Origin of the sequence: Jannaschia marina, assembly GCF_013404595.1 — a bacterium.
Lineage (GTDB): Bacteria > Pseudomonadota > Alphaproteobacteria > Rhodobacterales > Rhodobacteraceae > Jannaschia > Jannaschia marina.
In genome coordinates this window covers 361,113-380,178 of sequence record NZ_JABVAX010000002.1, presented here as the reverse complement: position 1 = coordinate 380,178, position 19,066 = coordinate 361,113, and the positions used below count along the sequence as shown (strand labels likewise).

General features: G+C 68.8%; 22 protein-coding genes. 9 read left to right on the top strand and 13 right to left on the bottom strand.

The window, feature by feature from the left end; translation table 11 throughout:
- Positions 1-7 precede the first annotated feature (7 nt).
- Positions 8-886 carry a DMT family transporter gene (locus HSX43_RS05715; RefSeq protein WP_235962511.1) on the top strand — a complete coding sequence of 293 codons (879 nt, stop codon included), beginning with the start codon at positions 8-10 and terminating at the stop codon, positions 884-886.
- On the opposite strand, the gene HSX43_RS05710 is transcribed toward HSX43_RS05715, so the two are convergent.
- The gene (locus tag HSX43_RS05710; protein ID WP_179379124.1) at positions 795-1,757 is read right to left on the bottom strand and encodes a serine hydrolase domain-containing protein; all 963 of its coding nucleotides are present in this window, start codon (positions 1,755-1,757) and stop codon (positions 795-797) included. The genes HSX43_RS05715 and HSX43_RS05710 overlap by 92 nt on opposite strands.
- The gene (locus HSX43_RS05705; protein ID WP_179379123.1) at positions 1,754-2,575 is read right to left on the bottom strand and encodes an ABC transporter permease; all 822 of its coding nucleotides are present in this window, start codon (positions 2,573-2,575) and stop codon (positions 1,754-1,756) included. The genes HSX43_RS05710 and HSX43_RS05705 overlap by 4 nt, the downstream gene beginning before the upstream one ends.
- A gap of 142 nt (positions 2,576-2,717) precedes the next feature.
- Here HSX43_RS05705 and HSX43_RS05700 point away from each other — a divergent pair, with 142 nt between their 5' ends.
- Positions 2,718-3,332: a GcrA family cell cycle regulator gene (locus HSX43_RS05700; protein WP_179379122.1), complete on the top strand. Its 615-nt coding sequence runs from the start codon at positions 2,718-2,720 to the stop codon at positions 3,330-3,332.
- A gap of 19 nt (positions 3,333-3,351) precedes the next feature.
- On the opposite strand, the gene pssA is transcribed toward HSX43_RS05700, so the two are convergent.
- The 3 genes from pssA to HSX43_RS05685 all read right to left on the bottom strand — a co-directional run bounded on the left by pssA (position 3,352) and on the right by HSX43_RS05685 (position 6,837).
- Positions 3,352-4,089 (bottom strand): CDP-diacylglycerol--serine O-phosphatidyltransferase, encoded by a 738-nt coding sequence (gene pssA / locus HSX43_RS05695; protein ID WP_179379121.1) that lies wholly within the window; start codon positions 4,087-4,089, stop codon positions 3,352-3,354.
- Positions 4,089-4,784, bottom strand: coding sequence for a phosphatidylserine decarboxylase (locus tag HSX43_RS05690; RefSeq protein ID WP_179379120.1), 696 nt, complete (start codon positions 4,782-4,784; stop codon positions 4,089-4,091). The genes pssA and HSX43_RS05690 overlap by 1 nt, the downstream gene beginning before the upstream one ends.
- A 61-nt stretch (positions 4,785-4,845) precedes the next feature.
- Positions 4,846-6,837 (bottom strand): AsmA family protein, encoded by a 1,992-nt coding sequence (locus HSX43_RS05685; RefSeq protein ID WP_179379119.1) that lies wholly within the window; start codon positions 6,835-6,837, stop codon positions 4,846-4,848.
- A gap of 90 nt (positions 6,838-6,927) precedes the next feature.
- On the opposite strand from HSX43_RS05685, the gene rimO reads away from it, so the two are divergent.
- Positions 6,928-8,295 carry a 30S ribosomal protein S12 methylthiotransferase RimO gene (gene rimO / locus HSX43_RS05680; RefSeq protein ID WP_179379118.1) on the top strand — a complete coding sequence of 456 codons (1,368 nt, stop codon included), beginning with the start codon at positions 6,928-6,930 and terminating at the stop codon, positions 8,293-8,295.
- A gap of 69 nt (positions 8,296-8,364) precedes the next feature.
- Entirely contained in the window at positions 8,365-8,583 is a 219-nt protein-coding gene (locus HSX43_RS05675; protein ID WP_179379117.1) for a YrhK family protein, read from the top strand.
- On the opposite strand, the gene HSX43_RS05670 is transcribed toward HSX43_RS05675, so the two are convergent.
- The 3 genes from HSX43_RS05670 to HSX43_RS05660 all read right to left on the bottom strand — a co-directional run bounded on the left by HSX43_RS05670 (position 8,580) and on the right by HSX43_RS05660 (position 10,474).
- Positions 8,580-8,861, bottom strand: coding sequence for a DUF6455 family protein (locus HSX43_RS05670; RefSeq protein ID WP_179379116.1), 282 nt, complete (start codon positions 8,859-8,861; stop codon positions 8,580-8,582). The two genes, HSX43_RS05675 and HSX43_RS05670, sit on opposite strands and share 4 nt — an antisense overlap.
- A gap of 74 nt (positions 8,862-8,935) precedes the next feature.
- On the bottom strand, positions 8,936-9,715 hold the full coding sequence (locus tag HSX43_RS05665; protein ID WP_179379115.1) for an alpha/beta hydrolase family esterase: 780 nt from the start codon (positions 9,713-9,715) through the stop codon (positions 8,936-8,938).
- A gap of 48 nt (positions 9,716-9,763) precedes the next feature.
- Entirely contained in the window at positions 9,764-10,474 is a 711-nt protein-coding gene (locus HSX43_RS05660; RefSeq protein ID WP_179379114.1) for a M48 family metallopeptidase, read from the bottom strand.
- A 94-nt stretch (positions 10,475-10,568) separates the two neighbouring features.
- On the opposite strand from HSX43_RS05660, the gene HSX43_RS05655 reads away from it, so the two are divergent.
- The gene (locus HSX43_RS05655) at positions 10,569-10,799 is read left to right on the top strand and encodes a hypothetical protein (protein ID WP_179379113.1); all 231 of its coding nucleotides are present in this window, start codon (positions 10,569-10,571) and stop codon (positions 10,797-10,799) included.
- A complete protein-coding gene (locus HSX43_RS05650; RefSeq protein WP_179379112.1) occupies positions 10,796-11,719 on the top strand; it encodes a hypothetical protein in 924 nt (307 codons plus the stop codon). The genes HSX43_RS05655 and HSX43_RS05650 overlap by 4 nt, the downstream gene beginning before the upstream one ends.
- On the opposite strand, the gene HSX43_RS05645 is transcribed toward HSX43_RS05650, so the two are convergent.
- The gene (locus tag HSX43_RS05645; protein WP_179379111.1) at positions 11,699-12,661 is read right to left on the bottom strand and encodes an acetyl-CoA carboxylase carboxyltransferase subunit alpha; all 963 of its coding nucleotides are present in this window, start codon (positions 12,659-12,661) and stop codon (positions 11,699-11,701) included. The two genes, HSX43_RS05650 and HSX43_RS05645, sit on opposite strands and share 21 nt — an antisense overlap.
- Before the next feature lie 142 nt (positions 12,662-12,803).
- Between HSX43_RS05645 and HSX43_RS05640 the strand changes: the two genes are divergently transcribed.
- The gene (locus HSX43_RS05640) at positions 12,804-13,325 is read left to right on the top strand and encodes a hypothetical protein (RefSeq protein WP_179379110.1); all 522 of its coding nucleotides are present in this window, start codon (positions 12,804-12,806) and stop codon (positions 13,323-13,325) included.
- Positions 13,326-13,495: 170 nt separating this feature from the next.
- Here HSX43_RS05640 and HSX43_RS05635 read toward each other — a convergent pair whose 3' ends face one another.
- The 4 genes from HSX43_RS05635 to HSX43_RS05620 all read right to left on the bottom strand — a co-directional run bounded on the left by HSX43_RS05635 (position 13,496) and on the right by HSX43_RS05620 (position 17,489).
- Positions 13,496-14,737, bottom strand: coding sequence for a LytS/YhcK type 5TM receptor domain-containing protein (locus tag HSX43_RS05635; protein WP_179379109.1), 1,242 nt, complete (start codon positions 14,735-14,737; stop codon positions 13,496-13,498).
- Between the two features lie 65 nt (positions 14,738-14,802).
- Complete coding sequence (locus HSX43_RS05630; RefSeq protein WP_179379108.1) at positions 14,803-15,765, bottom strand: L-malyl-CoA/beta-methylmalyl-CoA lyase; 963 nt, start codon at positions 15,763-15,765, stop codon at positions 14,803-14,805.
- A gap of 102 nt (positions 15,766-15,867) precedes the next feature.
- Positions 15,868-16,776 (bottom strand): calcium/sodium antiporter, encoded by a 909-nt coding sequence (locus tag HSX43_RS05625; protein WP_179379107.1) that lies wholly within the window; start codon positions 16,774-16,776, stop codon positions 15,868-15,870.
- A 167-nt stretch (positions 16,777-16,943) separates the two neighbouring features.
- Positions 16,944-17,489, bottom strand: a complete 546-nt coding sequence (locus tag HSX43_RS05620; protein ID WP_328795077.1) for a TlpA family protein disulfide reductase — start codon at positions 17,487-17,489, stop codon at positions 16,944-16,946.
- Positions 17,490-17,499: 10 nt separating this feature from the next.
- On the opposite strand from HSX43_RS05620, the gene argH reads away from it, so the two are divergent.
- Positions 17,500-18,897: an argininosuccinate lyase gene (gene argH / locus HSX43_RS05615; protein ID WP_179379105.1), complete on the top strand. Its 1,398-nt coding sequence runs from the start codon at positions 17,500-17,502 to the stop codon at positions 18,895-18,897.
- Positions 18,894-19,055: an argininosuccinate lyase gene (locus HSX43_RS05610; protein ID WP_179379104.1), complete on the top strand. Its 162-nt coding sequence runs from the start codon at positions 18,894-18,896 to the stop codon at positions 19,053-19,055. Before argH ends, HSX43_RS05610 begins: the two co-directional genes overlap by 4 nt.
- The last annotated feature ends 11 nt before the right edge of the window (positions 19,056-19,066 follow it).

Genomic DNA, 19,066 nt, shown 5'->3' with positions numbered 1-19,066 from the left:
GGCCTTCATGGTCACGGCGACACTCTTCATCGCGGCGACAATGCTTCTGGCCAAGGCCCTGGGCACGGCCTCGCTCGGGCCAGCCCTGCCGCCATTCATGGTCACCTTCGGGCGGTTTCTCTTCGCATGGATCACGATTGTGCTCTGCCTCGCGGTCCTGCGGCCCCGCTTCACCCGTCCCGACGTTCGCACGCACGCGCTGCGTTCGGCCTTCGGCTTCGCCGGCGTCACCTTCATGTTCGCGGCGGCGGCGGCCATTCCGCTGAGCGACGCGACGGCGATCAGTTTCCTCAACCCCATCTTCGCCATGATGCTCGCCATCCCGCTTCTGGGTGAACGGGTCGGTCCGTGGCGCTGGCTTGCCGCGCTGATCGCGCTTGCAGGGGCGATCGTGCTGACACGGCCGGGCGGCGGCGCGATCGAGATCGGGGCACTTCTGGCGATGGGGGCGGCGCTGGCCTACGGGGTCGAGGTGATCCTCATCAAGCGGCTCTCGGGCGGCGAGAAGCCCCTTCAGGTCCTCTTCGTGAACAACTGCTTCGGCCTCGCCTTCGCCGCCACGGCCGCCGCCCTGACATGGCAGACCCCGACACCGGCGCAATGGTCCGCGATGGCGGCGCTCGGCACGCTCATGGCCTGCGCGCAATTCTGTTTCGTGAGCGCCATGGCCCGCGCCGACGCGAGCTTCGTGTCGCCCTTCGTCTACCTCACGCTCGTCTTCGCGGGTCTCTACGACGCGGTGATCTACGGCGTGATCCCCGATGCGGTCGGCTGGGCCGGTGCGGGCCTGATCCTCACGGGCGCGGCGCTTCTGGCCTGGCGGGAGGCCCGCCTGAAAGGAGGCGCAGCGTCTCCGCCGCCACGTATGCCTCCGCGCGGGGGGTAAAGGCGTTCACCGCGACGAAGACCGCCGTGTCCCCCTCGATCGCCACCTGCGCGAGCCACATCGTGTTCGACCCGGCATGGAACAGCACACCGTCGCGCACGCCCCACCCGAGCGCGTAATCCTCGATCGGCGTGTGGAGGCGCTCCCAGGCGGCGGGGGGCAGAAACGCGGGATCGCGACGCGCATGGGCGGCCAGGTAGGTCAGGATCGCGGCGGGCGGGCCATGCGCCGTGCCGGCGGGACCCATCGCCGGCAGGTTGTCGGCCCGCGGGCCCGGGGGAACGGCCCGGCCCCGATGGCCCCAGATGCCGTCCGGCGCGCCGAACCCCATCCCCTCCATGCCGAGTGGTGCGAAGACCTCCCGCGCCATCAGCGCCTCCCACGGGGCACCGCCGGCGACCTCCAGCATCGCCCCGGCCAGCGTGTATCCGGCATTCGAGTAGAGATAGTTGCCGCGCTCGCCCTCCGGATCGCGGTTCAGCATGGCCGCGACGTAGGCGGGCCGGTCCGGGCGCAGGACCGTGCGCCAGAGCGGCAGGTTTGCCTCCATGCCGGATCGGTGCGTCAGCAGATCGACAAGCGTCACATCCCGCCAGGGCTTGGGCGCATCGAGGACGTCGCCCAGCGTCGCGTCCCACTCGATGCGTCCCTGCTCCACGAGCCGTGCGGCAAGCGTCGCGGTCATCGACTTCGTGATCGACCCGATGTGCCAGGCGTCCGCCGCGGCCACCGGGCGACCGCCTTCGTGGGTCATGCCGTCAGCCGCGATCTCGGTCTCCCCGTCCTGCCAGACGGCCGAAACGCTTGCCGTCCACTCGTCGCCCGCCGCAGCGCCGGCAAGACCGAACCAGAGGGCAAGGGCGCGGATCACGATTTGAGCCGGTATCCGGTGCGGAACATCCACCAGGCGATTGCACAGACGAAAGCCGTCGACGCCGAGACGACGGCGAAGCCGAGCCAGGGCGAGCTGTCGGAGACCCCGAGGACCGCCGAGCGCAGACCGTCGATGAGGTAGAACACCGGGTTGGCGTGGCTCAGCGCCTGCATCAGCGGCGGCAGCCCCTCGATCGAGTAGAAAGTTCCGGAGAGGAAGCTGAGCGGGGTCACGATGAAATTGGTGATTGCCGCCATCTGGTCGAACTTGTTGGCGAAGACCCCGGCGATGATACCGAGCGCCCCGAGGAAGGCCCCGCCGAGCGCGACCCAGACGAGCGCCATGAGGGGGTTCGCCACGCCGAGACCGATGAACGGAAACATCAGCACCGAGATCGCGACGGCAACCATAACCCCGCGCAGGATGCCACCGGCGAGATAGCCCACCAAGAGCTCGGTAGCCGAGAGCGGGGGCATCAGCGTGTCGACGATGTTGCCCTGCACCTTCGAGATGACGATCGAGGAGGAGACGTTGGCGAAGCTGTTCTGGATGACCGTCATCATCAGGATGCCGGGAGCCAGGAAATGGATGAACGGCAGGCCCATGACGTCGCCGCGGTTGGTGCCCACGGCCAGCGTGAACACCAGCAGGAAGAGTCCCGCCGTGACCAGCGGGGCGAGGAGCGTCTGCGTCCAGACGGCGGCGAAGCGGCGGGTTTCGCGCAGCGCAAGCGTCCACATGCCGAGCCAGTTGACCGCGCCGAAGCGGCGCACGCCCTGTTCCGTCTCTGCCCTCGGATCCGCCGTGTGTGTCATCTCTGCCCTTCCGTCCTGCCGGCCGCTTGTGACGGCCGCGTGGGATGCTTACAATAGCACTTCCTCCGGGATCGCCACCCTCCGGGTCGTGCGTATCCGAACAACGCCGACGGGGGACACGAGCAGTTATTAGGAGACTTCCATGGCCTGGACCGACGATCGCGTCGAGACGCTCAAGCGGATGTGGGGCGAAGGGGCCTCGGCGTCGCAGATCGCCAAGGAACTGGGCGGCGTGACCCGCAACGCGGTCATCGGCAAGGTTCATCGCCTGGGCCTGTCGAACCGCAATTCCGACGACAAGTCCGCCCCCGAGGCGAAGCCTGCCGCCAAGGCCGCGAAACCGAAGGCCAAGCCGGAGCCCAAGGCCAAGCCCGCCGAGGACGCGACCGAGGCCGAAGCCCCCGCCGAGGAAGAAGACGACGACGAGCCGCGCACCATGGCCGCCGTGCCGCAGCGCACGGGCAACGTCACCCCCCTGCGCAAGCCGCTGATGGCCGGTCAGCCCCTGCCGCCGCAGCCCTCGGCCAACGAGATCTCGCCCGAGGCGCTCGCCAAGGTGAACGCGGTCGAGAAGACGGCCAAGAAGATCTCGCTCATGGAGCTGACCGAGCGCACCTGCAAATGGCCGATCGGCGACCCGGCGACCGAGAAGTTCTGGTTCTGCGGCCTGCCCGTCCAAGCGGGCAAACCCTACTGCGAGGCCCATGTCTCGGTGGCGTTCCAGCCCATGTCCTCCCGCCGCGACCGCAAGCGATGACCGCACGCGCGCGACGGGCTCAGCCCCGGCGCGCGCGCGCCACGCCCCATCCGAGAAGCGCGAGGTAGAGCACCGTCGCGCCCACATGGAAAGTCCAGATCCGCGTCAGCATCAGGCCGATCACGACCGCCATCGCCAGGAGCACGTAGACCGCGTTGTCGCGGCTCACCCGCATGGCCTTGAGCGAGATGGTCTTGAACCGAGCGATCATCATGCCGCCGACGGCCAGCATCCAGAGGGCGATCAGGATCTCCGCCTCGCGCAGGTCGAAGATGTCGGCGAGGTAGAGCGTGACCGGAAAGATGCCGAGCATCGCTCCCGCGGGGGCCGGGACGCCGGTGAAGCTCTTGAGGTCGGCGGAGGTCTCGCCCTTTGCAGCGACGTTGAAGCGCGCCAGCCGAAGGCAGCAGCAGATCGTGAAGAAGAGCGCCGAAAGCCAGCCCATCCCGGCGAGCCCTTCGAGCCCGAAGTTGTAGACCAGAAGCGCGGGGGCCACCCCGAAACAGACGAAATCCGACAGCGAGTCGAGCTCCGCCCCGAAGGGCGAAGCCGCGTTCAGCCGCCGCGCCAGCATCCCGTCGAGCCCGTCGATGAGCGCCGCGAGGATGAGCATCCCCGCGGCGAGGTGGAATTGTTCGGCGAAGGTGAAGCGGATCGAGGTCAGCCCGAAGCAGAGCCCGAGGATCGTCACCACGTTCGGCACGAGCGACAGGACGGGCAACCGCCCATGGCCGGTTTCGCGACGCAGACGCGGCACTATTCGGCCCGCGCGATCGCCGGCCGGGCATCACCCAGCCGTGCGATCACGCTCTCGCCCGAGATCATCGTCTGGCCCACGCTCACCCGCGGGGCCGTGCCCTCGGGCAGGTAGATGTCGAGCCGGGAGCCGAAGCGGATGAGGCCGAACCGGTCCCCGCGCTCCAGCATGGCCCCCTGATCGACTTCACAGAGGATGCGCCGCGCCACGAGGCCCGCGATCTGCACTACACCGAGGCGCGTGCCGTCCTCCATCGTCAGGACGATACCGTTGCGCTCGTTCTCCTCGGACGCCTTGTCGAGTTCAGCCGACAGGAACTTCCCCGGCCGATAGGCTACCGCCGTCACCTCGCCGGCGACGGGCGCGCGATTCACGTGGCAATCGAAGACCGACATGAAGACCGAAACGCGCATCAGAGGCTCGGCCCCGAGGTCGAGCTCGGAGGGCGGCACCGCCGGCCCGATGAGCGAGACGACCCCGTCGGCCGGCGAGACGATCTGCCCCTCCTCCATCGGGACCATGCGCGCAGGGTCCCGGAAGAAGTAGTAGCACCAGACCGTGAGTCCCGTCCCGATCACGCCGAGCGGTTCCCAGAGGAACCACAGCACAAGCGTGACGGCCGCGAAGATCGCGATGAACTTTCGGCCCTCGGGGTGGATCGGCTTGACGATGGTTCCGACGAGACTGACGCTCATGGGGCACTCCTCTGTTGGCCCGGCAGATAGCGCGGCCCGCGGGGAGCGTCCAGCGATGGGCCTAGCGACCCAGAAGCAGATCGAGCAGTTCTTCCTCGACGCGCTCCTTGATGGCGTCCTCCACGGCCCCGCGGCTGTCGAGCGTCTCCGCCTCGACGTCGAGTTCCTCGGCGAGCTTCTGGCGCGCGGCGGCCTCGGCCCGGTCGCGCGCTTCCTCCGCCTCCGCCCGGGCCCGGGCCTCCAGCTCCTCGCGCTCGGCCTCGGCCCGCTGGCGGGCGATGTATTCCAGGTCGGGCCGGATCCGCGGATCGGCCCAGGGCCCCTCGATGAGGATGGGCACGGTGATCCCCGAGCCATCCTCCCCCCGACGCAGGGTCGGCAGGAGCCGATAGCGGATCGTCTGCGCCCCGAGCGAGACACGCCCCGCGCCGCGCACCGTCAGATACTCCGCCGTCAGCGACAGATCCTCGCCCCGCGCGATCCCCTCCTCGATCTCGAAGCTGCCGGAGACGCCGTCGAAGATCGTCTTCTGCCCCTCGCCGCGATAGCCGAGGTCCAGCGTGCGGACCATACCGCCGATGTCGAGCCCCAGCATCTCGCCCCGGCCCAGCCGGAAGGAGGCGGTGCCGTCGAGGCTCTCCACGAGGGCCTGCATCGTCTCGCCCACGCCCAGCACGTTGATCGCCATGTCCGCCTGCCCGACGATCCGGTCGAAATCGGCGAAGGCGGTCAGGAAGGGCTGCATCTGCAACCCCGAAAGCTGCAGGTCGACCCGTGACGACAGCCCGCCGCGCCCGTTCAGGATGATATCCCCCGTCACCGTGCCGCCGTAGGCCAGCAACGGCTGCAGCGTGGCCACCATGCGGCCGCGGTCCACGGTGATCCGTGCGCGCAACTCGTCGAGTGTCACGTCTCCCATGATGATCGGCCCCGAGGAGAACGTCAGTTCCCCGTCGGCAGCGAAGAGACCCGAGACGTCGATCGTCTCCCGGCCCCAGCCCGTCTCGGAGACGAGGACGGTCTCGCCCCCCTGTTCGCGCCGGCTGAGCCCGTCGAGTTCAAGCGTCTCGGCCGCGAGCGTGCCGACGATGCGCGGCCGCTCTACGGTCGGGTCGATGTCGAGCGCACCGGTCATGCGGTTGCGGTCGAGCTCCACCACCATGTCGCGCAGGTGCAGCGTGCCGCCGGGCGCGAGCGTGATCGCGGACTTCAGCGCCACGATCTCCCGGCCGAGCCCCTGCGGCAGCTCCGGCACCTCCACATCGAACAGCCGCGCGATACGGAAGCGGTCGGACGACGTGGCCTCGATGCGTCCTTCGAAGGACGGCGGATCGAGGTCGACGCGCCCGTCGAGACGCAGCGCCGTCTCCCCCGACCGCAGGGTCATCGCCACGGGTGTGAGCGCCCCGTCGAGGAGCGGGCGTGCGGCCTCGGCCGAGACCTCCATGCTGATCGCCTGCCCCTCCAGCAGGGCGGAGCCGGTCGCGCGCACGGGGCTGTCGAGGTCCCGCAGCGCCGTCTCCAGGTCGACCGCGCGCAGGCGCACCCGCGCCTCCGCGCCATGGTCGATCCAGGTGATATCGGCCCCGGTGAGCACGGCACTCTCGATCGAGACGCCCCGCGATGTGTCCGGCTCGGGCTGCCCGGTGGCTCGATTGACGCCGGTGCGGGCCGCGAACTCCCAATTGGCCCGCCCGTCGGCCAGACGCTCCAGCACGAGTTTCGCCCCGTCGACCGTCAGGCTCTTGATCTGGACGTCGCCCCCGAAGAGCGACCCGAGCGCGATGCCGACCTCCAGCGTCTCGGCCGTCAGCATCGGCCCCTCGTTCGACCACTCCGCGTTGGCGACCTCGACGGCCTCGGCCCGGACGCCGAGGCGCGGCCAGAGCGTCGCCTTGACGGGTCCGCCGAACGTCAGGTTGCGCCCCGTCGTCTCGGCGAAACGGTCAGCGGCCAGCTGCGCCACACGCTCCGTCGGCACGAGCAAGAGCACGAGGATCGCCAGCGCGATCAGCGCGATCAGCGTCAAGACACTGCGAACCAGCCACTTCATGCGAAGACTCCCTGCCGCGGGCAGGATGAATCGCGCCCGCCGGCATCGCAAGGGGTTCCCCGGTCGCATCATGCGGCTTATGTGGCGCCCATGTCCCAGAACCCGCCGAACCTGCGCCCCGACCTCGCCCCCCGTGCCACGCTGCCGGGCGACGACCGCCCCGGTCAGCCGCGGATCGGGATGGTCTCCCTCGGCTGTCCGAAGGCCCTCGTCGACAGCGAGCGCATCCTGACGCGCCTGCGGGCCGAAGGGTATGCCATCAGCCCCGACTACGCGGGGGCCGAGGCAGTGATCGTGAACACCTGCGGCTTCCTCGACTCAGCCAAGGCCGAGAGCCTCGACGCGATCGGCGAGGCGCTGCGGGAGAACGGCAAGGTCATCGTCACCGGATGCCTCGGCGCGGAGCCCGAGTACATCACCGGCGCGCACCCGAAGGTCATGGCCGTCACCGGACCGCAGCAATACGAGCAGGTGCTCGATGCCGTCCACGGCGTCGTTCCGCCCGCGCCCGATCCCTTCATCGACCTGCTGCCCGCCTCGGGCGTGAGCCTCACGCCGCGGCACTTCAGCTATCTGAAGATCTCCGAGGGCTGCAATCACAAGTGCAGGTTCTGCATCATCCCCGACATGCGCGGGCGTCTGGCCTCGCGCCCCGCGAAGGCCGTGCTGCGCGAGGCCGAAAAGCTGGTCGAGGCGGGCGTGAAGGAGCTTCTGGTCATCAGCCAGGATACCTCCGCCTATGGCACCGACTGGAAGGACCGTGCGGGGGCGGGCAGCCACATCGTGAACCTCGCCCGCGATCTGGGGTCGCTCGGGGCTTGGGTCCGGCTGCATTACGTCTACCCCTACCCCTTCGTGCGCGACCTCGTGCCGCTGATGGCCGAGGGCACGATCCTGCCCTATCTCGACGTACCGTTCCAACACGCCCATCCCGACACGCTGCGCCGCATGGCCCGGCCTGCCCATGCCGAGAAGACGCTCGACCGGATCGCGGAATGGCGCGGCATCTGCCCCGACATCACCCTGCGGTCGACCTTCATCGTCGGTTACCCTGGGGAGACCGAGGCCGAGTTCCAGACGCTCCTCGACTGGCTCGACGAGGCACAACTCGACCGCGTGGGGGCCTTCCAGTACGAGAACGTGGCGGGCGCGCGGTCGAACGCCCTGCCCAACCATGTGCCGGACGATGTCAAGCAGGATCGGTTCGAGTGCTTCATGGAAAAGGCGCAGGCCATTTCGGCGGCGAAGCTCGAAGCCAAGGTCGGGAGCCGGGTTGAGGCGATCGTCGACGCGGTCGACGCGGAAGGCGCGACCTGCCGGACAAAAGCCGACGCGCCCGAGATCGACGGCAACCTCTTCATCGACGAGGGCTTCGAGGGCCTCGCCCCCGGCGACATCCTGACGGTCGAGGTGGACGAAGCCTCCGAATACGACCTCTGGGGCCGGCCGGTCGCATGAGCCTCTTCCGGCACGAAGAACCGGCAGCGCAGCGAGGCCAGCAAGCGGACCTACGCGCTCTTCGAACTGATGCGCACGGCGGTCGACTTCGCCGCCGCGCTTCTCTTCCTCATCGGCTCCATCCTGTTCTTCTGGAAGAGCCTCGAGACCGTCGCGATCTGGTTCTTCGTCGCGGGGTCGTTCTTCTTCGCCGCGAAACCAACGCTGAAGCTCTATCGCGAGATCAGGTTGGCCCGCGCCGGCGACTACGAGGATCTGGCCGCCCGGGAGCGCGCCCCGGAAGACTAGCGCGTCACCTGTCCCATCTGCAGGGCGGAGAACGCATCGTGGTTCGGGCAGGCCGCCGGAATGGGTTGCGGCCAGGGCAGCGGCGCGGCGAGCCAGGACTTGCAGCTTTCGGCCGAGGGGCAGCCGCGACAGCGGGTGAGCATCTCGCACCAGTCGGCATGGCTCAGTCGACCCTCGGCAAAGGCCGCCTCGGTGTCGGTCCCGGTCGCGGCGGCCATGCCGCGCATGAGGTTGAGATGACGGCGGACGTCGCCGAGCGGGCGAAGACAGTCAGGCATGATGAACCTCCGTTTCCGATGCGTCCAAGCCTATCGGACGGGCCGGTCCTCCGCCTTGATCCAGCGCAAACGACTCAGCCCGGGGTGTCCAGAATCTCATCGAGGTGCCGCGCCACCCAGTTGCGCGGAATGAGATGGCTGGCCGAATGGATGTCCATGGTCAGCAGCCCGGCCTCGCAATCCCACTCCCGCCTGTCCTGCGTGAGCCAGGCCACGCCTTCCCATTCGAACCGACGCGCCTGCGCTCCGCAGCCGAGCTGCGCCTTCCAGATCGCCACCGCCTGCGTCGGGTCGCCGTCCGGTCCGTACGGGAAGTCGAGGACCGTATCGGTCGTGCCGTGGACATGGCTCACGCGCGCGGGCCGGCCGACGCAGTCGATGCCAGGCTGGAACGCACCCGCGATCAGGAGAAGGGCGTCGATCTCCGCCCCGCCATCGCAGGCGAAACGCGCCGCCATGAGCGCGCCCCAGCTGTATCCCGACACGATGAGCGGCTGGCCCTCGATCGGATACCGCCTGGCGACATCGGCAAGCACCGCCTGCGCGAAGGGCGTGTCGCTGGAGCCCGCCCGCCGGAAGTCCCACGTCCGCCCCAGCCCGTCGGGGGCCACGAAGAGCACACCGGCCGTATCCGCCGCACCACCCGTCCGCGGGCTCTGAACGGGGACCTGCCCCTGCCGGCCCCAGCCGTGAAAATGCAGCATGACCGGCAGGGGGCTTACCCCGTCCCATCCGGCCGGTTCGCGAACGTGATAGCCGCGATCCCACAAGGTGCACTCCTCGGTGCCGGTGCAGGCAGCCGCCGGGACGGTAAAGGCAAGAACAAAAACGGCGAAACAGAGAACGACCTTCATGCCCCGATGCCTGCCAAACCCCGCCGCCCGCGGCCAGTCACAACCGCGTCAAAGGCCCGCCGCCGTGCGCCGCACGATGTCGATCCGCGCTGCGTTGGGCGGATGCGTTCCGAGGAAGCGGTCGCCCGGGTCCGGGATCCGCGTGAAGAAGGCCGCGCCGCGCACCGGGTCATACCCCGCGCGCGCCGTGATGATCGTGCCGAGCGCGTCGGCTTCCAGCTCGTGATCCTTGGAGAAGCGGCGCGCGCCTACGCCCGCCGAAATACGGCTGATTTCCTGCGCGGTGGACTGGTTCGCGCCCGCCACGCTCGCGATCAGCCCCCCGACCAGCGCACCGGTCGTCGCCGCCTGCCGCTGCCGCGCGATATGCTGCTCGATATGATGCGCGCTCTCGTGGCCGATGACGAAGGCGATCTCGTCGGCGTTGCGCGCATCCGCGATCAGCGCCTGCGTGAAGGTCAGGATCGGGCGGCCGGACCGGTCGAGCGACTGGAAGGCATTCGGCGGCGCATTGCGGTTGGGGTCGACCTGGATCTTGAAATCGCAGTTCACATTCGGCGCCCGCTGCCGGCAGATCCGCTCCGCGACCGGCTCGACCCGGTTCACGGCGGTACGGAAGTTGGCCTGCGCGGTCGAGCCGGAGACCCGTGACGGAGCCTCCGTGGAGCCGCGCGCCGGAGTGGAGGTTTGCGTGGATTCGACGGCAACGCAGGCCGACACGAGCGCCGCCAAGGCCAGCGCGGGAAAGGTCAATCGCATGGAAATCCCCTGATCCTTCTATACTCTGGTCGAACTATAGCTCACTGGTCCGGGTTGTCAGCGCCCCGGTCCGCCTCTTGCGGAGACTCGCCCGATGTTCTCGATCGAACACGATTTCGACGCCACGGTCATCACCCTCGTCGACGAAGGGGAGGCCGATCGCCCCCCGGCCGAAGACGTGGTCGTCGCCGCCTTCGAGGATTGCGTGACCCTGACGCAACCCGACCCGCGCGATGGCACACCCGTCAGCGTGACGCTGACCATGGGGCAGCTGCGCGACCTGGCGACGGCGCTCAACCTGCCCGAAGGTGTGTATCGCCGGTGACCCTCGCTTGGCTCCATCCGCGCCCGACCGATCCGCCCGACGTCGAGACGTGTTTCGACGCGCTGCGCGCCGCCGTGTCGGCCTGTGCGGGGCCAAGTCATGTCTGCAGCCAATGCTACGGCGACGACATGGCCGCGCGGCTCGTCACCGCCGCGCGCGTCGCCGAGTCCGGAGAGGAGCCGGCCCCGCGGGACTATGCCCAGATCTGCTTCGAGCACCCCGAATGCTCGGGTGGCATCGAGACGATCCAGCTCTTCACGCCGCATGCCCTCCGCCGGTTCTTCTACGGCGTGCCCTTCGAGGGCTTTCCGCATTTTCCCGATATCCACGAAACCATGACACTGTCCGGCCGCTGGTTCTGGCCGGCGCCGATGCAGGACGCGCTGCGCCAGTTGGCCGGACGGCTTCTGATCGACCGCTTTCGCCACGATCTTCAGCCCGTTCCACTGTCCGGTACCGGCGCGCTCGACGCCGACGCCATCGACGACGACATCCTTCAGTTCGCCCATTCCGCCCTGATCGACCCGCGTGCGACATTGCACTGGCTTGCCACGCTCGGGACGGCGGCCGCCGACCGGGCCCTTGAACTCGGCATCGACAATGCCGGCCCGGGCGCGCCAAGCTATTGCGCCCTCGACCGCGGCGGACTCGACGCCCCGCGTCCCTACCTCGAGGCGACGGAGGCGATCACCGCGACCCTTTCGGCCCGCGCGGCCCGCGCCACGCTGGAAATCGTCACCGAGGACTGGCTGGAGGCGGCCTTCTTCCGCAACGAGACGCGTGATCCGGCACTGGCCCAATCCCTCTCGGATACCCAACGCTATTTCGGGGTCAGGACGATCCGGACGCGGGAGTACGCCGCGTTGCCGCAGCGGACCGAGTGGCCGGCCCCCGGTGGATCAGGCGACGAGACCCGTTGATCCCATGCCGAGGAACTTGGTGCGGCGGGCCGCGCGAATGTCCTCCGCGGGGCGGCCGTCGAACTCCGCCAGCATCCCCTCGATCGCCTCGCCGACGGCGCGGACCGTTTCCGCACGATTGCGATGGGCCCCGCCGAGCGGCTCCGGCACGACCCGGTCGATCACCGAGAGCTTCAGCAGATCCTGCGCCGTCAGCCGCAGGGCCTCGGCCGCCTCGCGCATCTTCTCGGCATCTTTCCAGAGGATCGAGGCGCAGCCTTCGGGCGAGATGACGGAGTAGATCGAGTGCTCCAGCATCGCCACGCGGTTGGCCGTGGCGAAGGCCACCGCACCGCCAGAACCGCCCTCGCCGATGATGACGCTGACGAGTGGCACGCCGAGGCGCAGGCAGGCCTGCGTCGACCGCGCGATCGCCTCGGACTGGCCTCGCTCCTCCGCGCCCTTGCCCGGATAGGCCCCGGGCGTGTCGATCAGCGAGACGACGGGCAGGCCGAAACGGTCGGCCATCTCCATCAGTCGGATCGCCTTGCGGTAGCCTTCGGGGCGAGCCATGCCGAAGTTGCGTTCGATGCGTGTGCGCGTGTCGTGGCCCTTCTCGTGGCCGATCACCACGACCGCCCGCCCCTCGAGGCGGGCGAGACCCCCCATGACGGCATGGTCGTCGGCGAAGTTGCGATCCCCGGCCAGCGGCGTCCAGTCGGTGAAGAGCGTCTCGATGTAATCCTTGCAATGGGGCCGATCGGCGTGACGCGCGACCTGCGCCTTCTGCCACGGGCTCAGGCCGCCATAGAGACTGGTCAGCAGATCCCGCGCCTTCGCGTCGAGCAGGGCGGCCTCGCGCTCCACGTCGACCGTCTCGTCGGCCCGGGCCATCGCGCGCAGCTCCTCGGCCTTGCCTTCGATCTCCGAAAGCGGCTTCTCGAAATCCAGATACTGCGTCATGCGTCGCGTCCCCCGCCGTTTGCCCCGATATGGCGGCACCCGTGCGACGATGCAACATCGGCCGAACGACAGGTGCCGCCGCTTGTCGGTCGGCCCTGGGCACGGCTAACCTGGAGACATGTGATTTGAGCGGAGCGTTTCCATGGCCGTCGTCATTGCAATCCTCGCCGCCATCGGCGGAGCCCTTTTCTTCTGGGCACGAAGTAATCCCGGCGACGCCATCGACGTCGCGAGCGATGTGGCCCAGACCGCCCGCAACGCGCCGCGGCGCTTCGCCTTCCGCCGGCAGACCAAGGCCCATCCGGTGCAGGGCATCGACGACCCGGTGCTCGCGATCGCGACGATCGGGGCCGGCTTCGTCGCGCTCGATGGTGCGCCGCGGCAGGACGACTTCGATCACCTCACCGTCGCGCTGCGCAAGACCTGGCGGATGAGCGAGGAGGAGGCGTCGGAGCTTCTGTCGCTCGCGCGGTGGCTCGTCGATCAATGCGGCGGCGGCAGCGAGGCGGTCGACCGCACCGCCCGCCGGCTCTACCGGCTCGATGAGGGCGCGAGCTGGCCCCAGCTGGAAGGCGTGCTGACGGCCCTCGGCGACCCCGATCTCTCGGAGGGACAACAGGAAACTCTCGCCGCCCTGCGCCGAACACTGACGCGGCCCCGCTGAAGCGCAGCGCGCCGCGTGACGGTCTACCGCAGGTCGGGATCCGCCGTGCGGCGCGGCTTCGTACGACGGGCAGAAGGCGGAACGTCTTCGTGGATTGAACGGAAGGCATCGTCCTGACCGCACGTCGCGTCGAAGCCGACGTCGGACGGATCGAGCCGGGTCCGGGGCGACTAGACGGCGCGGTCGGCGATCATCCGATCGAATGTCGAGAAAAGTGCGTTCGACGAAAGCCTCCGATCCTCCGGGACGGTCCGCTGTCGCGCCAGACGAATCGGACCGGTCCTTTCATGCGCGGCAACGTCGACATCCGCTGGCTCGGTTCCGCCGACCGAAACCGGCAGATCAAGGCCATCGCGCCGACGGTCGGACACCGTGACGTCGCCGACGATGCGTCCCAGCGCGGGCAGGGCGTCGTAATGAGTCACATCCTGGTCGAGGACCAGACGGAACGGACGGCAACCGGGAAGCGCGATCGCCTCGCCCGAGACATCGCGCCGGATCCGCGTGAGCAGCAGGCGCGACATTTCCGCATCCATGCGCGGCACCACCATCAGCACGAGGTCCTCCGCTCCCCGACCGATCACGCCACCGGGCGGCATCACCGCCTCGAGGCGCGCACGGAAGGTCTTCATCGCGCGATAATCCTCCCCCTCGCCCCACAGCCGCTGGAGCGCACCCGCGAAGCGGATACGGATGGCCACGACGGAGGCCCCCTCGGCCAATGGCCCCGCGCTCGCAGCCTGGCGGAGCGCCCAGTCGAGTGCCTTCCGGCCCATAAGACCGTCGCCCTCCATGAAGTTCACGTCACGCCGCAGATCGGCCTCCTGCCGCATCTGCCAGCGCTCCCGTTCCATCAGGCCCGCGAGCAGCGGGATCGTGACCACGTAAAGCAGGGCGAGCGGCACCATCGCCGTGGAAAGGAACCAGATCGCGATATCGGTGGGCAGCAAGACGACCGAGATCAGGTTGATCGGGGTGGCGAGCCCGAGGAACGCCAACATCTGCCAGTTGCGCCGAACCTGCGGTGCATAGGCATGCCAGGCCACGCCGATCGCCCCGGAAATGCCGATTGCCAGGAGACCCGCCGGAGCCCCGACACCGCCGATCTGCAGCCGGACGAGGGCCGCGATGAGCAGACAGGGCAACAGACCGCGCAGGCCGAGAAACGCCCCGGCCAGCACGACTGGGGTGTTGCGCATGTCGACGATCAGCCCCTCCATCAGTGTGACCGGGCTGTGCATCTGCACCATGGCGACGAGACCGAAGAGCCCGCCGAGCACCAGATCGGCGCGTTGCCTGTCCTGCATCAGCCGGTGCAGTGCGCCGTAAGCGGCCGCCAGCACCGCAAGAATGGCGACCGACCCCATGAGGTCGATCAGCATCGGGACATTCAGCACGAGACAGCCCTCCACGTGATTGTCGGCACAATCTGTGGCGGAAATCCTAACGGAGAGTTACCCGCGCCCTGCGAAACGATTCAATTGCCCGCGATCATCTCCGCCTGACGCACGATCACCTCGGCCTGCTTGATGGAGGCGATATCCACGAGCCGCCCCTTGTAGACGGTCGCCCCGGCACCCGACGCCTTGGCCTCCTCCATCGCGGCGAGGATCTCGCGCGCCTCGCCGACCTTCTCCTCCGAGGGAGTGAAGACCTCGTTGGCGAGCGCGATCTGCTTGGGGTGGATCGCCCATTTGCCGACCATGCCCAGCACCGCCGACCGCCGCGCCTGCGCCCGGTAGCCCTCGTCGTCCGAGAAGTCGCCGAAGGGCCCGTCGACCGGCAGAACGCCATGGGTCCGACAGGCCGCGACGATGGCAGCCTGCGCCCAGTGCCAGGGGTCGGACCAGTGCCGCTCGCCCGCGCCGGTCAGCATGTAGTAGTCCTCCTGCGTGCCGCCGATCCCCGTCGTCTGCATCCCCATCGACGCCGCGAAGTCAGCCGCACCGAGCGACATGGCGACGAGCCGGGGCGAGGCCGCCGCGATCTCCTCGAGGTGGGCGAGGCCGGCCGCGCTCTCGATGATGACCTCGAAGGTGATCTTCTTCGCGCGCCCCTTCGCCGCCTCGATCGCGCTCACCAGCGCGTCGACGGCATAGATGTCGGCGGCGCAGCCGACCTTCGGGATCATGATCTGGTCGAGCCGGTCGCCGGCCTGTTCCATGAGGTCGACGACGTCGCGGTACCAATAGGGCGTGTCGAGCCCGTTGATCCGCACCGAGAGCACCTTGGTGCCCCAGTCGACCGCACCGATGGCTTCGGTGACGTTCGCCCGCGCCGCGTCCTTGTCGGAGGGCGCGACCGAATCCTCCAGATCGAGGTTGATCACATCCGCCGCCGAGGCCGCCATCTTCTCGAAGAGCTTGGTGTTCGATCCGGGTCCGAAGAGCTGGCACCGGTTCGGGCGGGCGACAGGGGCGGGTTGCAGGCGGAAGCTCATTGCGGTCTCCAGAGACATAAAGTTGCGCGATCAGATTGTCGAACCGCTACATTGTGTCTTCTGCGACTGCAAGCGCCGCGGTGCGGCATCGCTGATGTCGCGTCAGAGACCCAAGGCAAGATAGGCGGCATAGGCCGCGAACAGGGTCGCCCCGCCCAGCCGGCCGATCGTGGAACGCCAGCTGACCAGCAGAAACAGGACGACCGCCCCGACCATCACCGGTAGATCGACCGTCGCGAAGCGCGGCCCGACCTCCATCGGGGCGACCAACCCGGTGACACCGAGGATGGCCAGCAGGTTGAAGACGTTGGAGCCGAGCACATTGCCGAGTGCGACATCGCCGCGCCCCTTCCAGGCCGCGACGGCGGAGGTGGCAAGCTCCGGCAGGGAGGTGCCGACCGCGACGATGGTGAGGCCGATCACCGCTTCGGATACACCCCATCCGCGTGCGAGCCCAGTCGCCCCGCGCACCAGCGCCTCAGCCCCGGCAAGCACGCCGAGAAAGCCCAACGCAAGGAGGAGCGCGGCTCGCAGAGGGGCCACCGCCTCGACCGCCTCGGCTGCATCGACCTGCCCAGTCCGCAGTTGCCAGAGTAGCCAGAGCCCGAACACCACGAGAAACGCAATCGCGCCCGGCCGGCCAAGCCCGACCGACACTGCGATGACCACCGCCGCGACAACGGTTAGCACCAGAAGCGAGACCCCGTCGCGCCACCATGTTGCCGACGCGACCGGGACCGGCCGCAGGAGCGCGGCGATACCGAGGATCAGCAGGATGTTGGCGATGTTGGAGCCGACGACGTTGCCCATGGCCAGGCCCGGTGCGCCGCCGGTCGCCGCGCGCAACGAGGTCAGAAGCTCCGGCAGGGACGTTCCCATGCCGACGAGCGTGACGCCGATCACGAGGGGCGACAGCCCCCAACGCTGCGCCAATGCGACCGCACCCGATACGAGCGCCCCGCCGCCCGCGACCAGAGCGGCAAGGCCGAAGCCAACAAACAGAAGGTCCATCCGGTCCATCCCGTGCCCGATGCCAACGGCTCCGGTCGGGCTGATCTCCGGAACCGCCCGGACGTCACCATGCCGAGGCCCGCATTCAAGACCCCGCGGCGTCCTCCGGCGAAAAATACACACCGGCCGCGCGCGCGGGCCGGAGCAGAAGAACTGGCGTCAGCCCGTCATTCGGCCAGATAGGCGTCCATCAGCGCGAGGGTTTCCGGGGCTGCCCAGTCGGCAGTGCCGATAAGTTGCGCGACGACCCGGCCCTCGCGGTCGAGCACGAGCGTATGCGGCAGGCCCCGAACGCCCATGGCGCGCGCCATCTCGGAGCGGGGATCGAGGTGCAGGGGCAGGCTGGTCACGCCGGTATCGGCCCAGAATTTCTCCATCGCCATCGGGTTGTGCCGTCCGAAGGCCATGGTGACGACTTCCAGGTCGCCCGCACCCATCTCGTCCTGCAAGGCCTGAAGCGAGGGCATCTCCTCCCGGCAGGGCGCGCACCACGTCGCCCAGAAGTTCAGCACGACGACCTCGCCGCGATACATCGACAGGTCGGCGACCTCGCCCTCGGGGTCGAGGAAGGTGGTGATTGCCGGCGCATGGGGCTCCAACGCCTCCATCTTCGCCATGTCACCCGTGAAAAGGCCCGCGTCGACCTCGGCCCCGGCGGGGGTGGCGAGGGCGAGGGTCAGGCCGTATAGCGGCACGAGAATTCTACGCAGCACGAGGCACTCCATGGCGACGTCCGACAAAAGCTCGAACAAGATGTGGGGCGGCCGTTTCGCCGAGGGCCCGGATGCGATCATGGAGGCGATCAACGCCTCGATCGGATTCGACCGTCGCATGGCCCGTCAGGACATCGAGGGCAGCCGGGCCCACGCCGCGATGCTGGCCGCGCAGGGTATCGTCTCGGATAAAGACGCCGAGGCGATCCGGGAAGGGCTTCTCACGGTCTTGTCAGAGATCGAGGCGGGGACGTTCGCCTTTTCGACCGCGCTCGAGGACATCCACATGAACGTCGAGGCGCGCCTGACCGAGATCGTGGGCCCCGCCGCCGGCCGGCTGCACACGGCGCGGTCGCGCAACGATCAGGTCGCGCTCGATTTCCGCATGTGGGTCCGCGATCAGGCCGACGCCGCCATCGACGCGCTGCCCCGGCTGATGTCCGCCCTCGTCGCGCAGGCCGAGACGGGGGCCGATTGGGTTATGCCCGGCTTCACCCACCTGCAGACGGCGCAGCCCGTCACCTGGGGCCATCACATGCTGGCCTACGTCGAGATGTTCGCCCGCGATCTCTCGCGCTTCGAGGACGCCCGCAAGCGCATGAACGAATGTCCTCTTGGCACCGCGGCGCTCGCCGGCACGGGATTCCCCATCGACCGGGACATGACGGCCACGGCGCTCGGCTTCGACCGGCCCGCGGCCAACTCTCTCGACGCGGTCTCCGACAGGGATTTCGCGCTGGAATTCCTCTCCGCCGCCTCGATCTGCGCGATGCACCTCTCGCGTCTGGCCGAAGAGCTGGTCATCTGGTCTTCGGCGCAGTTCCGCTTCGTGCGCCTCTCGGATCGCTGGTCCACCGGCTCCTCGATCATGCCGCAGAAGCGTAACCCCGACGCTGCCGAGCTGCTGCGGGCCAAGATCGGGCGCATCTTCGGGGCACAGACGGCGCTTCTGATGGTGATGAAGGGACTGCCGCTGACTTATTCCAAGGACATGCAGGAGGACAAGGAACAGGTCTTCGACGCCGCCGATTCGCTGATGCTGGCGCTCGCCGCGATGACGGGGATGGTCGGCGACATGGCCGGGCAGAAGGACAACCTCGAAGCGGCGGCCTCCTCCGGTTTCTCCACCGCGACCGACCTTGCGGACTGGCTGGTGCGCGAGGCCGGGCTGCCCTTCCGGGAGGCGCATCACGTCACCGGCGCGCTCGTGAAGATGGCCGAGGATGCGGGCCACGACCTGCCCGATCTCACGCTCGAACAGATGCAGTCGGTGCATGGCGACATCACGGAGGGTGTTTTCGAGGTGCTGGGCGTGCATAATTCTGTTGCCTCGCGCACGTCCTATGGCGGCACCGCCCCCGAAAACGTCCGCGCGCAGGCCGCCCGCTGGAAGGAGATCCTCGCATGACCCGCGCCCTGACCGCCCTCGTCCTGACCGCCCTGCTCGCCGCCTGCGGCGTCGACGGGGAACCTGTACCACCGTCGGAGGCCGCGGCCGAGCAGACGTCCGGGCCGGGCCTGACCATTTCCGGCAGTGCCGAAGTCGGGATCCGCCGCACCTTCTGACGCCCGGCTTG